General features: G+C 61.1%; 12 protein-coding genes and 2 other RNA genes. 10 read left to right on the top strand and 4 right to left on the bottom strand.

The window, feature by feature from the left end; translation table 11 throughout:
- Window positions 1-631 precede the first annotated feature (631 nt).
- Window positions 632-1,717: a hypothetical protein gene (locus tag CGS49_RS12715; RefSeq protein ID WP_097802157.1), complete on the bottom strand. Its 1,086-nt coding sequence runs from the start codon at window positions 1,715-1,717 to the stop codon at window positions 632-634.
- Window positions 1,718-1,776: 59 nt separating this feature from the next.
- Window positions 1,777-2,352, bottom strand: a complete 576-nt coding sequence (locus CGS49_RS12710) for a uracil-DNA glycosylase (protein WP_097802156.1) — start codon at window positions 2,350-2,352, stop codon at window positions 1,777-1,779.
- 196 nt (window positions 2,353-2,548) lie between these two features.
- On the opposite strand from CGS49_RS12710, the gene pta reads away from it, so the two are divergent.
- From pta to ssrA, 7 genes are all read left to right on the top strand, one after another.
- Complete coding sequence (gene pta / locus CGS49_RS12705) at window positions 2,549-3,574, top strand: phosphate acetyltransferase (RefSeq protein WP_097802155.1); 1,026 nt, start codon at window positions 2,549-2,551, stop codon at window positions 3,572-3,574.
- A gap of 272 nt (window positions 3,575-3,846) precedes the next feature.
- Window positions 3,847-3,945, top strand: an RNA gene (ffs, locus tag CGS49_RS12700) — signal recognition particle sRNA small type.
- 78 nt (window positions 3,946-4,023) lie between these two features.
- Entirely contained in the window at window positions 4,024-5,934 is a 1,911-nt protein-coding gene (gene dnaX / locus CGS49_RS12695; protein ID WP_097802154.1) for a DNA polymerase III subunit gamma/tau, read from the top strand.
- Window positions 5,935-5,955: 21 nt separating this feature from the next.
- The gene (locus tag CGS49_RS12690) at window positions 5,956-6,294 is read left to right on the top strand and encodes a YbaB/EbfC family nucleoid-associated protein (protein ID WP_097802153.1); all 339 of its coding nucleotides are present in this window, start codon (window positions 5,956-5,958) and stop codon (window positions 6,292-6,294) included.
- 19 nt (window positions 6,295-6,313) lie between these two features.
- Complete coding sequence (recR, locus tag CGS49_RS12685) at window positions 6,314-6,913, top strand: recombination mediator RecR (protein ID WP_097802152.1); 600 nt, start codon at window positions 6,314-6,316, stop codon at window positions 6,911-6,913.
- A 102-nt stretch (window positions 6,914-7,015) separates the two neighbouring features.
- Entirely contained in the window at window positions 7,016-7,498 is a 483-nt protein-coding gene (gene smpB / locus CGS49_RS12680; RefSeq protein ID WP_005941729.1) for an SsrA-binding protein SmpB, read from the top strand.
- 64 nt (window positions 7,499-7,562) lie between these two features.
- Window positions 7,563-7,913, top strand: a transfer-messenger RNA (tmRNA) gene (gene ssrA / locus CGS49_RS12675).
- Window positions 7,914-8,209: 296 nt separating this feature from the next.
- On the opposite strand, the gene gdhA is transcribed toward ssrA, so the two are convergent.
- Window positions 8,210-9,562, bottom strand: coding sequence for an NADP-specific glutamate dehydrogenase (gene gdhA, locus CGS49_RS12670; protein WP_097802151.1), 1,353 nt, complete (start codon window positions 9,560-9,562; stop codon window positions 8,210-8,212).
- A 36-nt stretch (window positions 9,563-9,598) separates the two neighbouring features.
- Here gdhA and CGS49_RS14060 point away from each other — a divergent pair, with 36 nt between their 5' ends.
- Window positions 9,599-9,793 (top strand): hypothetical protein, encoded by a 195-nt coding sequence (locus tag CGS49_RS14060; RefSeq protein ID WP_143405869.1) that lies wholly within the window; start codon window positions 9,599-9,601, stop codon window positions 9,791-9,793.
- A gap of 196 nt (window positions 9,794-9,989) precedes the next feature.
- Here CGS49_RS14060 and CGS49_RS12665 read toward each other — a convergent pair whose 3' ends face one another.
- On the bottom strand, window positions 9,990-10,823 hold the full coding sequence (locus tag CGS49_RS12665) for an Mrp/NBP35 family ATP-binding protein (protein WP_179859081.1): 834 nt from the start codon (window positions 10,821-10,823) through the stop codon (window positions 9,990-9,992).
- A 202-nt stretch (window positions 10,824-11,025) separates the two neighbouring features.
- Here CGS49_RS12665 and CGS49_RS12660 point away from each other — a divergent pair, with 202 nt between their 5' ends.
- Both CGS49_RS12660 and CGS49_RS12655 read left to right on the top strand, forming a co-directional pair.
- Window positions 11,026-12,609 carry an oligosaccharide flippase family protein gene (locus CGS49_RS12660; protein ID WP_097802150.1) on the top strand — a complete coding sequence of 528 codons (1,584 nt, stop codon included), beginning with the start codon at window positions 11,026-11,028 and terminating at the stop codon, window positions 12,607-12,609.
- Window positions 12,610-12,717: 108 nt separating this feature from the next.
- Window positions 12,718-14,616 carry a polysaccharide biosynthesis protein gene (locus CGS49_RS12655; protein ID WP_097802149.1) on the top strand — a complete coding sequence of 633 codons (1,899 nt, stop codon included), beginning with the start codon at window positions 12,718-12,720 and terminating at the stop codon, window positions 14,614-14,616.
- Window positions 14,617-14,655: the final 39 nt, after the last annotated feature.

Raw genomic sequence — 14,655 nt, 5'->3', positions numbered from 1 at the left:
TGCTTCTTGTGCAGAGTGCAGTCGCGTAGGGCAGGTCTGATGGCTTTTATGAGAAACATCTCCGCCGGATATGTTCTCTTTTGCCGCACAAAAGAGAACCAGAAAGGACGGCGGTGCCCGGAGGGCATGAAAGCCCCAGTGGGGCTTTTAAGCCGCAGACCGGTTTGCGGAGCAAATGCTGCGTGTTCAGCGCAGCAAGGTCACAGCGATTTCGACGCGCTGGATCCGACGGGTTGCGGCCCCCTAGGTCTGCTTCGTGCCTTGGGCGGCACTCGCATCCTGCAGGCCGCTGCCCCAACAGCTCCTCCCTGTATCCGCCACTGGCGGCGGTCGTCGCCGTTGCAAACAAGGGGCTGCTCGCCCTTGATAATCCCAAGGCAGAGGTCGAAACGAAAAAATGCCAGCCGCTTCGCTCAACGCATTTTTTCGCTTCTCCGATTCAAAAGCCCCTCAGTCGCTGCGCGACAGCTCCCCGCAGGGGAGCGGGTGCAGCAGATACCTCTGTCTCCGTCACGACCCCACCCGTGAAAATGCGTTTGGAGCGCCCCGCAGGGCGCGACAAACGCGAATATAAAAATAATTTTTCCACTGATTATGGCCAGAGCGCACGCGGTGGCCATTTCAAATAGTGTTACTCCAGCCCAAACAACCCGGCACATTCTTTGGCGGCTTCATCTACCTTTGCAAAATCCACCGCCGCACGGTAATAGGTCTCCAGTTCGTCGTGGCAGCTCTTGGCCTGGGCCATCAGGGCGCAGGCCTGCTCCAGCAGCTCGGCGGCGGCGCGCTCGTTGAACCGCAGCCGTGCGCGGTAGGCGGCAAGATTCTCCCGGTCCAGGAAGCGGGTGCAGCGCACGGCCTGCACACCGGGCAGCTGTACCGGGTGCCACCGGTTGTCGGTGAGGAAGGCCAGCCGCAGTTCCGGGATGAGGATGTGGTCGATCTTATCCTCCGGGTGCATGGCGCAGGGGCAGGTGATGATGTGGTGGCCGCGGGCCAGCGCTTCGGCGCGGATCAGCTCCAGCAGCAGGCGGGAAACGGCCCCGTAGTCGTCGCGGAACACCACGAACTTGTCGGCCAGTGCCTGGGCGGTGCCCTGGTAGAACACTTCGCCCTTCGGCGTGATGGCCGAAAGCAGCCGCAGTTCTTCGCTGCCAAAGGTCTCGGTGCGGGGCAGCACCCGGGCACACAGGCGCTTGACGTAGCGGCGCACTTTTTCAAAGTTTGCACTGCAGGCTTCGGCCCGGCGGCTGTCCAGCAGCAAACTCCCGGCCGAAGCGATATACCGCGCCGCCCGGCTGCGCAGCATGGCGTTGCGGGCGAACAGGGCCCTCACATCGTCGGCGTGGGGGTGCAGTGCCTCGGCGTCGATGGTGTGGTACAAGCTCACCACCACCTCGTCCGCGCCGGGGGCATCCGGCTCCATCACATGGGGCGCAGTGGCGTCCACGATGGCCTTGTGCCGCGCGGGCAGGATGACGCCGTCCAGGCTGTCGGGGTCGCTGGCGCAGTGGACGCGCTCCACGGTCTCGCCCTGCTGTTCGGCGGTGCGGGCCAGCCGCTTCATCAGGGTGGATTTGCCGCAGCCGGGGCCGCTTTTGATCAGGTACATCTGCATCCCGGGTTCACGGCGCAGCGGCTCAAAATAGCCCTTGAACCCGGCGGGCGTGGTCGCGCCCAGGAAAAAATCCACGGAAACAGGTCTTGCGTTTTCCATAGTGTCACACCTCTCTTTTGCTTTAGAGTATGCAAAAGAGAGGTGTTTGGTTCCGTATTTCAATCGCCCTGGTAGGTGTGCTCGCACACAGTACCGATCGTGTCCCGCAGGGCGGCAAAGTCTGAAAAGGCGGCGGGCTTGTTCTGCGGCTGGCGCAGCAGGGCGGCCGGATGGAAGGTGCCCATGAACAGGATGCCGCCTTTCTCAAAGAACTGCCCGTGCTCCCGAGTGACGGAAAAATCCGGTTTGATCATCCGCTGGGCGGCGATGCGGCCCAGGCACACGACGATCTTCGGCTTCAGCAGGCGGAACTGCTCCCGCAGCCAGGGCATGCAGGCTTCGCTTTCTTCGGGCCGGGGGTCGCGGTTCTGGGGCGGGCGGCACTTGACGATGTTGGCAATGTAGCAGTTCCGGCTGCGGTCCAGATCAATGGCGAACAGGTACTTGTCCAGCAGCTGGCCGCTGCGGCCCACGAAAGGCAGGCCCTGCTCGTCCTCGCTCTGGCCCGGGCCCTCGCCCACAAAGAGGACCTCGGCGTTCTGCGCGCCCTGCCCAAACACCACATTCGTGCGGGTTTGGCACAGCTCACACTTCGTGCAGGCAAGGCATTCTGTTTTTAATGTATCCCAATCCATGGCGGTCGATCTCCCTCAGAAACAGTATGATATTTTATTCACAAATGAAAGCGCTTTTTCTCTTAAAATAATAGCACAAAAAGCCAATTTTGTCTTGAACTTTTTGCCGTCTGTGCTAGAATAAAAGAGAAAGGCATCCTTGTGTCCAACACGCGCGGGGTGCGAATTTTGGAAAGTAAATTCGGAGGTAATCACAATGGCTGATATGTTTGCGCCGCTGGTAGCACAGCTGAAGGCAAATCCCAAGACGATCGTTTTCACCGAGGGCAATGATCCCCGCATCCTGGAGGCTGCTGCAAAGCTGCTGGCTGAGGGCGTGCTGAAGGTCGTCATGGTGGGCAACGAGGCTGAGTGCAAGGCTGCTGCTGCCGCCGGTAACTTTGATATTTCCGCTGCCGAGATCATCGACCCCGAGAACTACGCCGGCTTCGATGAGATGGTCAACACCATGGTGGAGCTGCGCAAGGGCAAGCAGACCGCTGAGGAGTGCACCGCTCTGCTGAAGAAGTCCAACTACTTCGGCACCATGCTGGTGAAGATGGGCAAGGCCGACTGCCTGCTGGGCGGCGCTACCTACTCCACCGCCGACACCATCCGCCCCGCTCTGCAGCTGGTCAAGACCAAGAAGGGCGCACATCTGGTGAGCTCCTGCTTCATTCTGGACCGTGACTGCGGCGAGGAAGGCCTGAAGCGCATTGCCATGGGCGACTGCGCCGTCAACATCGACTACACCGATACCATTGATAAGGCTACCGGCGAGGTCAAGGTCGCTGCTTCCGCAAAGCTGGCTGAGGTCGCCATCGAGACCGCCAAGACCGCAAAGCTGTTCGGCATCGACCCGAAGGTGGCTGTGCTGAGCTTCTCCACCAAGGGCTCCGGCAAGGGCGGCACCGTCGCTCTGAGCCACGATGCTGTCATCAAGGCACAGGAGATGGACCCCGAGCTGGCTGTGGACGGTGAGCTGCAGTTTGACGCTGCCGTTGCTCCCGAGGTCGCACAGGTCAAGTGCAAGGGCAGCAAGGTCGCTGGCCAGGCCAACACCTTCATCTTCCCCAACATCGAGGCCGGCAACATCGGCTATAAGATCGCACAGCGTCTGGGCGGCTATGCTGCTTACGGCCCCATCCTGCAGGGCCTGAACGCTCCCATCAACGACCTGTCCCGTGGCTGCAACGCCGACGAGGTCTACAAGATGAGCCTGATCACTGCCTGCCAGTCCTGATTGGTCCTTCATATAATTAAATAATGCCTTGAGAGCGGAATGGCTGTGGTCATTCCGCTCTTGCTTTTTCTGTGAAAACTGCGTAATTCGCGGCATGCGGGCCGCGAATTACGCTAAAATAAAAATAAAATGACCGCTGTTATTATCAGAGCGAAGCGGAGATGATTCCAAATCGTTTTGCCCCTCTTGCAATCTGCCCCCATTTATGGTACAATATTCTGGCATTCAGAAGAATGTGTCGGACAGCGCCTGCTGCGTGGTTCGGCATACGGATGCGGGTCCTGTACGATGGATTCGCTGTGAACCAGGTCAGGTGGGGAACCAAGCAGCCTTAAGCAGTGCGTTCGTGCGTTTCAGTCAGCCTGCATCCGTATGCCGAGTTACGCAAGGCGGGGACAAAACCCCGTCAAGCGCTGTCCTTTTTATTTTGCCGGAAAGGGGAGAGGACTATGTATCGCGCCTTATACCGCAAGTGGAGACCCCAGCGCTTTGAGGACGTGGTGGGCCAGCGTGCCATCGTCACGGCCCTGAAGAACCAGATCACGGCAAACCGCGTGGGCCACGCCTATCTGTTCACCGGCGTGCGCGGCACCGGCAAGACCACCTGCGCAAAAATTTTCGCCAAGGCGGTCAACTGTCTGCATCCGGTCAACGGCGACCCCTGCGGCGAATGCGAAATTTGCAAGGGCATCGACAACGGCAGCATCCTCGATGTGGTGGAGATGGACGCGGCTTCCAACAACGGCGTGGATGACATCCGCGACCTGCGCGACGAAACCGCCTACACCCCCAGTGCCTGTCGATATAAGGTATACATCATCGACGAGGTGCACATGCTGTCCACAGCGGCCTTCAACGCCCTGCTGAAGACGCTGGAAGAACCGCCTGCTCATGTCATCTTCATTCTGGCCACGACCGAAATTCAGAAGGTGCCCGCCACCATTCTTTCGCGCTGTCAGCGGTACGACTTCACCCGCATCGGGCCGGAGGATATCGCCCGCCGGGTGGAATATATTGCGGGGGAGGAAAAGCTGGAACTGACCCCGGACGGTGCGGAGCTCATTGCCCGCCTGGCCGACGGTGCCCTGCGCGATGCGCTGTCCATTCTGGACACCTGTGCCGGTGTCACGGCAAAGATCGACGCCGACGTGGTGCGCCGTATGGCGGGCGTCACCGACCGCAGCTACCTGTTCCACATTTCGGACGCGCTGGAAGCGCAGGACGGTGCCACGGCGCTGGCCGAGCTGGCCCAGCTGCGCCAGCAGTCGGTGGATGTGAAGCGCCTGACCGAGGAACTCATTGCCCATTACCGCGCCCTGATGCTGGCGGCACTGCCCGGCGGGCAGGCGCTGCTCTCTGGTGTCTCTCCGGAAGAAGAAGCGCTTTATCTGGAAAAAGGCCCGCAGCTGGGCCAGCGGGAGGCCATCCGGGCAATCCGCACGCTGGGCAATGCGCTGGAACATATGACCCGCGGCAGCGACCAGCGCATTGAGCTGGAGCTGGCGCTGTTCAGCCTGTCTGAGCCGCCGCTGCAGCCGGTGTATCAGGCTGCACCCGTGCAGACAGCAGCAGCGCCTGCGCCGCGTCCTGCGGCCCCGCAGCCTTTTGCGGCGGCCCCGGTGCAGCCCTTTGCCCGTGCACCGGCAGCCGAGACGGCACAGCCGGTGCCTGCGGCAGAGCCGGTGGTGCAGCCTGCAGCGAAGGCAGAACCGTCTCAGGTGCAGACGCAGGCAGCCCCCGCTGCTGCGCCGGTGAAAGAGCCCTCTGCACAGGCAGAGCTCGCTCCCGCCCCGGCCGACGATGTGCCCCCTATGCCCGAGGAGCCGCCGCTGCAGGCAGAGGCCGCCCCGCCCTGGGACGAACCTGCCGCGCAGAGCCCACCGTCCGCAGAATCTGCCGAACCGCCCGCGCAGCTCCCGCAGGAGCCGGAACCGGCGGCCAGACCGGAACCTGTGCCCGTGCCGGAAAACCCGGCAGACCCGGTGCTGAACAAGCCTCGCAAGGTGGCGCAGGAGGGGGTCAACCCCTTCCCGTATTGGGAAAAGGTGGTGCAGCAGCTGCAGGAAAAGGACCCCATGCTCTACACCTACCTGCGCAAGTCCAAAGCCTACTTCGACGGCACCCGCGTGCTGATCGACGGCGGCAAGACCTTCCGGGATTTCATCCGCGCCAACAAGGACAGCCAGCGGCTGATCAAAAAGCTTATCAAGGATGTGTCCGGCGTGGCGGTGCCCATCGGCCCTTATGAGCCCAAGAACACTGCAAAGCACACTTCCAACGCCGAGCAGTCGCTCCACGCGCTGGAAAAACTGGGCCTGGAAGTGACCATTGAAGATACCGAACGAAAAAAGAAATCGTAACGAATAAAAGGAGAACCAATTATGAAAGCAAGAATGCCCGCAGGCTACGGCCGCCCCGATATGAACGCCCTCATGCGCCAGGCACAGAAGATGCAGGACGATATGAAGGCAAAACAGGCCGAGCTGGAAGCCGCCGAGTACACCGGCAGCGCTGCTGGTGAGATGGTCACCGTGAAGATGAACGGCAAGCACGAGGTGCTGTCCATCACCATCAAGCCCGAGGCTGTGGACCCCGACGACATCGAAATGCTGGAAGATATGGTGGCGGCTGCCATCAACGCCACCGTCAAGCAGGTGGACGAGACGGCCGAAGCCGAGATGGGCAAGCTGACCGGCGGCCTGAATATCCCGGGTCTCTGATCCGGCAGGAGGGACGAACATGGGTTATACGGCTGCCCCGCTGGAACGGCTGATCGAAGAATTCAGCAAATTCAAGGGCATCGGGGCCAAAAATGCCACCCGCATGGCGTACCAGGTGATGAGCATGACCGACGAGGAAGCGCAGAAGCTGGCCGAGGCCATTCAGGGCGCCCATACGCGCATCCACCGCTGCCGCATCTGCCAGAACTACACCGAGGCGGACGTCTGCCCCATCTGTTCCAGCGCAAAGCGGGACGATTCGGTGATCTGCGTGGTGGAAAAGCCCCGCGATGTGCAGGTGTTTGAGCGCACCCGCGAGTACAATGGCCTGTACCATGTGCTGCACGGCCTGATGGACCCCATCAACGGCGTCACGGCCGAGCACATCTGCGTCAAGGAACTGCTGGCCCGCCTGCACGGTGACAAGGTGAAAGAGGTCATCATGGCCATGAACCCCACGGTGGAGGGCGAGGCTACGGCGATGTACCTGGCAAAGCTCATCAAGCCTCTGGGCATCAAGACCACCCGTCTGGCCCAGGGCCTGCCCGTGGGCGGAAACCTGGAATACGTGGACGAAAACACCCTTTACCGGGCACTTTCGGACCGCGCAGAGCTGTAAACTGGGAACAATTTACAGTTTTTTCAAAAAATCCTCTTGAAAATCAGAGGAAACATGGTATACTGATACAACAAACCGGAATGGAGAAAGGAGGCGCGCACCATGGCACCCACCAAAGAGCGTCCGGCGACCAAAACCATCGCCACCAACCGTGAAGCGCGCCATGAATACTTCGTTCTGGAAGCGCTGGAGACCGGCGTGGAGCTGAAAGGCACCGAGGTGAAAAGCCTGCGTGCCGGCGGCGTGAACCTGAAGGACAGCTGGGTCGATATCGAAGACGGCGAGCTGCTCGTGAAGGGAATGCACATCAGCCCTTACGACCACGGCAACATGTTCAATCAGGACCCCATGCGGGTGCGGCGTCTGCTGGCCCACAAGAGCGAGATCCGGCGGCTGCACCAGCAGTGCAAGCTGCAGGGCTACACCCTTGTGCCGCTTTCGCTCTACTTCAAGCATGGCCGCGTCAAGATGGAAGTGGGACTTTGCAAGGGCAAAAAGCTCTACGACAAGCGTGCCGACGCCGCACAGCGCGACGCCAAGCGCTCCATCGACCGCGCAATGAAATCCAACGGCAAATACTATTGATCCTTTCAGACTGCGTCTCAACGCAAAACCAAAGCTTTCCGCACGCTTTCGGGCGTGCTTTTATGGGGGCGTAAAGGTTTCGACGGGGGGAGCAAGGTCTGGGCAGCGGGTAGCAGTGGGGGAACTGCTCTATAACTCCTCCGAAAAAATTAACTGACAACAACAATTATCAGTTGCTCGCAGCCTGAGTGCTGCGCGTTCCGCCCACTCTTGTGTCGTGTGGGGCCGGGGCGTCCTTTAGACACAGCACCTGAACGGACCTAAGCTTTGCGGACCGGCAGGAACTCATGAAGCTACCAAAGCGCTAGCCTGACGATCGGCGTGGCGCGGCGGGAATGTTGTAGATCGCCTGCACCCGGAGACACCTGCACTGAGCTCTTTTCGGACATGGGTTCGACTCCCATCGCCTCCACCAACCGCAACGCGGTAGAACCCGCAGAATTCGACGAAGACTCGCCGGATTCTGCGGGATTTTTGTTTTTAGAGGAGTCGGAGAACGGTACAAAAATGTGGTCGGCGTCGTCGGTGCCGGAGGTGCAGAAGTTGAAGCAGACGGTAGCCCACGCTTCACAACGCAACAGTCCCCCACGGCCTTACCGACTGCGGGGGACTGCTTTTATCTTTTACATTAAAACAGAGCGCACAAACAAAACGAGGGCCGACCCTGCACATAACAGGATCGGCCCTCGCGGTTTAACTCACCAGAAAATCTTAGTAGGTGATGCCCTGTGCCATCATGGCGGTAGCAACCTTCAGGAAGCCAGCGCAGTTTGCACCGACCATCAGGTTGCCCTCGGAACCGGCAGCCACAGATGCGTCATAGGAAGCGTGGAAGATGCCCTCCATGATGCCCTTCAGCTTGGCATCCACTTCCTCGAAGGTCCAGCTCAGGCGCTCGGAGTTCTGGCTCATCTCCAGACCGGAGGTAGCCACGCCGCCGGCGTTGGAAGCCTTTGCGGGTCCGTACAGAACGCCGTTGGACAGGTAGACCTCGATTGCCTCGGGAGTGCTGGGCATGTTAGCGCCCTCGCACACGACAGTGCAGCCGCCCTTCACCAGAGCCTCAGCGGACTCCTTGTTGATCTCGTTCTGGGTTGCGCAGGGCAGGGCGATGTCGCAGGGGACAGTCCAGACCTTGGTGCAATCAGCCACATAGGTAGCACCAGCGTGGGTCTCGGCGTACTCCTTGATACGGCCGCGGCGGACTTCCTTCAGATCCTTGACGTAGGCCAGATCGATGCCGTTGGGGTCGTAGACGTAGCCGTTGGAGTCGGACATGGTCACGACCTTGGCACCCAGCTGGGTGGCCTTCTCGCAGGCGTAGATGGCTACGTTGCCGGAACCGGAGATGACCACGGTCTTGCCCTGGAAGCTGTCGTTGCGCATGCACTTCAGAGCCTCAGCGGTGAAGTAGCACAGGCCGTAGCCGGTAGCCTCGGTGCGGGCCAGAGAACCGCCGAAGGTCAGGCCCTTGCCGGTGAGCATGCCGCCCTGGAAGCTGTTGGTCAGGCGCTTGTACTGGCCGAACATATAGCCGACCTCACGGCCGCCGACACCGATATCACCGGCGGGGCAGTCCACGAACTGGCCGATGTGGCGGTACAGCTCGGTCATGAAGCTCTGGCAGAAGCGCATCACTTCCATGTCGCTCTTGCCGTGGGGGTCGAAGTCAGAGCCGCCCTTGCCGCCGCCCATGGGCAGGGTGGTCAGGCTGTTCTTAAAGGTCTGCTCAAAGCCGAGGAACTTCAGGATGCCCTGATTGACAGAGGGATGGAAGCGCAGGCCGCCCTTGTAGGGGCCGATGGCGCTGTTGAACTGCACACGGTAGCCGCGGTTCACCTGAACCTTGCCCTGATCGTCAACCCAGGGTACACGGAAGGTGATGATGCGCTCCGGCTCGACCAGACGCTCGATCAGAGCGGCCTTCTCGTACTCGGGGTGCTTCTCCACAACGGGCTGGATGCTCTCCAGAACCTCGCGCACAGCCTGCAGGAACTCAGGCTCGTTGGCATTGCGCTTTTCCAGACCTTCGTAAACGCGCTTCAGGTATTCATTCGTCAGCATAGTAGAATACTCCTTTTCCCAATTACTCTATAAAATTTGAAAAAGACGAAACCGCCCGGCCCGCCGCACAGCGGACGCGCTGCTAAAACGCTTTGGGACGATTCCGGATTTCCATTCTTACACACCGGCCTGCTTATGGCTGCAGACCGCTTTATTATTATAAAGCATTTCTGTGGGTTTGACAATAGCGAGAAAGCAGAAAATGCTTCAAAAAAACAGATGAAAAGTTGAGACCGCTTCACAAAACGAAAAATAAAAGAGAAAAACGGCACAGAACCTTGTTTTTTAAAGCGCTGGCAGAACAAAAGAAATACGGAAAAGAACGTCTTTTCTCCATTTTGCTGCATTCTGCAGGCGCAGAAAGCCATATTTTCTGCAAACAAAAAGCCCTGCACCGCGCAAACGGCACAGGGCAGAGAAACGATTTTTACTTCTTCAGCAGCTTTTCGCAGGCATCTGCGGCACCTTCCAGATACTCGCCGCCGTAGGTCTCAATCATGCCGGCATCGGAAAGAGCCGCCAGCTGCGGGTCGATGGGGCACTTGGCCAGCACGGGCAGGCCGTGCTTCGCTGCCACCTCGTCCACATGGCTGTTGCCGAACACGCTGATCTTCTTGCCGCAGTCCGGGCAGACGATGTAGCTCATGTTCTCCACGATGCCCAGCATGGGCACCTTCATCATCTCGGCCATGTTCACAGCCTTTGCCACAATCATGCTTACCAGCTCCTGCGGGCTTGCCACCACAACGATGCCATCCACCGGCAGGCTCTGGAACACGGTCAGGGGCACATCACCGGTGCCCGGGGGCATATCCACGAACAGGAAGTCCACGTCCTTCCACACCACATCGGTCCAGAACTGCTTGACCGCGCCGGCAATGACCGGGCCGCGCCACACAACGGGGTCCTCCTCGTTCTCCACCAGCAGGTTGATGCTCATTACATCAATGCCCATGCGGCTCTGGATGGGCCAGCAGCCCTTGTCGTCGGCCATGGCACGGCCATGGATGCCGAACAGCTTCGGGATGGACGGGCCGGTGATGTCCGCGTCCAGGATACCGCAGTGGTAGCCGCGGCGGGCCATGGCACAAGCCAGCAGGGCGCTGGTCATGCTCTTGCCGACACCGCCCTTGCCGGACACCACGCCGATGACCTTTTTCACACTGCTGTTGGGGTTCGGGGCGTCGTGCTGGGGCGCTGCATTGCGGGAAGAACATGCTGCTCCGCAACTGGAGCAGTCATGGGTACATTCTTCGCTCATTCTCTTTTTGCGCACGGCGGGAAGAAAGGCCCTTTGCCGTGTGCTTCCTCCTTGATAGTATACGGCCGGGGAAGGCCGCCCCCTTACTATACCATAAAAATGTACGGGAAACAACCCGCCGCGCCGCTTTGCTTTTGCAGAGCATATCCCACGCGGCCGTTTCATATGCTGGAACCGGAACATTCTGGGCAGGAGGTGCGCCATGCGGCAGAGCTATTTGAAGAATGCGGCACTGCTCACCGGAGCGGATGTGGTGCTGCGGCTGGCAGGGCTCGGCCTGCGCATCTGGCTGGCAAACGCGCTGGGCGGCGAGGGCATGGGCCTGTATCAGCTGGTTCTAGCGGTGTATTCGCTGTTCGTCACGCTGGCCACGGCGGGTGTGTCGGTGGCGGCAACGCGGCTCATGGCGGAGGAGCTCAGCACGCCGGAACACAGCGGCAGCGCCCGGGGGATGCTGCGACGCTTGCTGGCGGCCGGGCTGGCGCTGGGGTTTGCGGCAACTGCGGCACAGCTGGCCACGGCTGGCCTTGCGGCAAAATGGTGGCTGGGTGATGTACGCGCCGCCGGTGCACTGCAGGCCTCGGCACTGGGCATGCCCTGGATGGCGGTGTCGGCGGTGCTGCGCGGCTTTTTTCTGGCCCGGCGGCGGGTGACGCCCAATGTGCTCAGCCAGCTGGCCGAGCAGGCGGTGCGCATTGCGCTGGTGGTGCTGGCCCTCACCCGCACGGCAGGGGCAGATGTGGGGCTGCGCTGCACGCTGGTGCTGGCTTCCACGGCAGCCAGCGAGGCGGTTTCTTCCGTGTTGATGCTGCTGTTTTACCGGCAGGAAGCCCGGCGCTGCTTTGCCGGGCAGAAGGCCGTCCGCCCTGCCGACCCGGGCCGCCGCCTGTGGGACATCCTGTGGCCGGTGGAAGGCGGCAGGGCACTGGCCAGCGCCCTGCACACGGCTGAGAACATGCTGGTGCCCGCCTGCCTTGCGGTCTATCTGGCCGGGGCGGGCGGGCGCAGCGCGGCACTGGAGCAGTATGGTGAGCTGAAAGGCATGGCCCTGCCGCTGCTGACCTTTCCCTTCGGGCTGCTGGGCAGCCTTTCGGTGCTGCTGATGCCGGAGATCACCCAGGCGCACATTCTGGGCCAGACAAAAAGGCTCAACGCGCTTCTGGACCGGATGCTGCGGCTCACCGGCTACTTCTCCGCGCTGGCCGGGGCACTGTTCTGGGTGTGGGGCCGTCCGGCAGCACAGCTGCTGTACCAGAGCGCGGACGCCGGGTTTTACCTGGAAACGCTGGCCCCGGCCATGCCGCTGATGTATCTGGAAAGCATGGTGGACGGGGCCATGAAGGGGGTGGGGGAGCAGAAGGCGGCCTTCCGCTACAGCGTGTGGGACTCCATCCTGCGCATCGCGGGGGTAGTGCTTTTGCTGCCGCGCTTTGGCATGAAAGGCTTTCTGGCGGTGATCCTGCTCTCCAGCCTGTACACCTGCACGGCCAACACCGGACGGCTGCTGTTTTCCAGCGGGACGCCCCACGCGTTCTTCCGCTGGCTGGGGGCACCGGCACTGGCGGCGGTGCTGGCGGCTGCGGCGGGTGTGGGCCTGCGGACCGTTCTTGCCGACCCGCTGACCGCCGAACTGCCGCTTCAGCTGGCGGTCCTTGCGGCAGGCGGCAGCGGCATGGCAGCCGTGTTTCTGCTGGCGGCCTGGCCGCTGGGGCTGGGCAAAGAGCTGTGCAGCATTTTCCACGGACGGGAAAAACGTAAAATTTCTGGACACGGTGTGCAATTGTGAGTATAATACAGGAGTGGGAGCATATCGTCTCCCTGCAGCCGGACCGGGTCCGGCAAAAATAGCGGCGCAGGAAGTGTGCCTGCGCTGAGGGAAAAAGAGGACTTTTTCGTGAAAGAGAAAACCAAGAACACGCCGCAGGTGCTGGCACGCCGGGCGGTGCTGGTGCTGCTGGATGCGCTGATCGTGGCGTTCAGCTTCTACTTTGCGCTGCTGCTGCGCGCCGATGGTGCGGTGGAGGCCGCCTGGTGGCCCCACAACCGTGCCATCCTGTATGCGAACCTGCCCTGGATCGTGGCGGTGTATGTGGCCTGCTTTCTGGCGGGCGGACTGTATTCGGTGCTGTGGAAGTACGCCGGCGAGCGCGATCTTCTCCGTCTGGCGGGAATGATCGCGGTGCCCACCGGCATCGTGTATGCGGTCAACCGCCTGTGCATCCACGGCGTGCTGTTCAATTCCGCCAACTGCATGGCGGCAGTGCTCATCTTTCTGCTGGTGGGCGGCAGCCGTCTGGCGTGGCGGTTGTTTTTGAACCACCCGCTGGGCGAACGCCTGCGCAGGGTCCCGGCCAAGGACCCCAACCGCCCCGTGATGATCGTGGGTGCAGGCGAGGCCGGTGCCTGGGCCATCAATGTGTGCAAATCCAACAAGGAATACGGCCACGCGGTGGTGGCGGTGGACGATGACCCCGCCAAGCGGAACCAGACCATTCACGGCGTGCCGGTCAAGGGCACGCTGGAGGAGATCCCGGAGCTGTGTAAGCGCTACGGCATCCACAGCATCATCATTGCCATCCCCACCCTGAAGGGCAGCCGCCTGAACCATGTCATCGACCTGTGCGTCAGCACCCACTGTGCGGTGCAGGTGCTCAGCGACCCGCAGCTGGTGGGCACCGGTGCACCGCAGCAGGGAGCCTTCCGGGAACTGAACCCGGCAGACTTCCTCTCTCGCGACGAGGTGACGCTGGATACCGACAAGATCTCCGGCTACCTCACCGGCAAGACGGTGCTGGTGACCGGCGGCGGCGGTTCCATCGGCAGTGAGCTGTGCCGCCAGGTGATGCGCTTCCACCCCGGCAAGCTGCTCATTTTTGATATCTATGAGAACTGCGCCTATGAGCTGCTCATGGAGCTGCAGCAGAAGTACGGCCGGGATATCCCGGTGACGGTGCTCATCGGTTCCATCCGTGACAAAAAGCGTCTGGACGAAGTTTTTGAGACCTACCATCCCACGGTGGTGTTCCATGCGGCGGCCCACAAGCATGTGCCGCTGATGGAAGTCAGCCCGGCCGAGGCCGTGAAGAACAACGTGCTGGGCACCAAGAACCTGCTGGTGAGCGCCAGCGAGCACGGCGTGGAGCGGCTGGTACAGCTGTCCACGGATAAGGCTGTCAACCCAACCAGCGTCATGGGCTGCACCAAGCGCATCTGCGAGATGCTCATCCAGACCTTTGCGGGCAACACCGACATGAAGTGCGTGGCCGTGCGCTTCGGCAATGTGCTGGGCAGCCATGGCAGCGTTATCCCGCTGTTTGAGGCCCAGATCAAAAAGGGCGGCCCCGTCACCCTGACCGACCCCAATATCGAGCGCTACTTCATGACCATCCCGGAGGCAGCCCAGCTGGTGCTGCAGGCGGGTGCCCTGGCCGAAAGCGGCAACATCTATGTGCTGGACATGGGCGAGCCGGTCAAGATCATGGACCTGGCCAAGCAGCTCATCCGCTTTTACGGCTATGAGCCGGACGTGAACATGGAGATCAAGATCGTGGGCCTGCGCCCGGGCGAGAAGCTCTACGAAGAACTGATGATGGATGAGGAGCAGGACAAGATGCGCCGCACCCAGCACAACAAGATCTTCGTGGCAAGTCCGCGCACCATCGACCTGGCCGAGTTCTACGAGCAGCTGCAGGCGCTGGAAGCCGCCGCTGCCCACAACGATGAAGGCGTGGTGCAGCAGCTGGCGAAGATGATCCCCACCTTCACGCCGACACGACAGAATCTGAAGCTGTAATGCGGTAATGGGCCGCGTGCATATAAAATGAGAGGGATG

The organism is Faecalibacterium langellae, assembly GCF_002549775.1.
In the GTDB taxonomy this organism is placed as follows: Bacteria; Bacillota; Clostridia; order Oscillospirales; family Ruminococcaceae; genus Faecalibacterium; species Faecalibacterium langellae.
Note: the sequence above shows the minus strand (reverse complement) of the source record. Positions and strands in the feature narration are given on the sequence as shown.

Bases quoted from the DNA above. Each gene is read 5' to 3' on its own strand.
- CGS49_RS12690 (WP_097802153.1), top strand. From the start codon at position 5,956: ATGAAAGCAAGAATGCCCGCAGGCTACGGCCGCCCCGATATGAACGCC.
- dnaX (WP_097802154.1), top strand. From the start codon at position 4,024: ATGTATCGCGCCTTATACCGCAAGTGGAGACCCCAGCGCTTTGAGGAC.
- CGS49_RS12710 (WP_097802156.1), bottom strand. From the start codon at position 2,352: ATGGATTGGGATACATTAAAAACAGAATGCCTTGCCTGCACGAAGTGT.
- CGS49_RS12665 (WP_179859081.1), bottom strand. From the start codon at position 10,823: ATGAGCGAAGAATGTACCCATGACTGCTCCAGTTGCGGAGCAGCATGT.
- CGS49_RS12715 (WP_097802157.1), bottom strand. From the start codon at position 1,717: ATGGAAAACGCAAGACCTGTTTCCGTGGATTTTTTCCTGGGCGCGACC.
- CGS49_RS12660 (WP_097802150.1), top strand. From the start codon at position 11,026: ATGCGGCAGAGCTATTTGAAGAATGCGGCACTGCTCACCGGAGCGGAT.
- gdhA (WP_097802151.1), bottom strand. From the start codon at position 9,562: ATGCTGACGAATGAATACCTGAAGCGCGTTTACGAAGGTCTGGAAAAG.
- pta (WP_097802155.1), top strand. From the start codon at position 2,549: ATGGCTGATATGTTTGCGCCGCTGGTAGCACAGCTGAAGGCAAATCCC.
- smpB (WP_005941729.1), top strand. From the start codon at position 7,016: ATGGCACCCACCAAAGAGCGTCCGGCGACCAAAACCATCGCCACCAAC.
- recR (WP_097802152.1), top strand. From the start codon at position 6,314: ATGGGTTATACGGCTGCCCCGCTGGAACGGCTGATCGAAGAATTCAGC.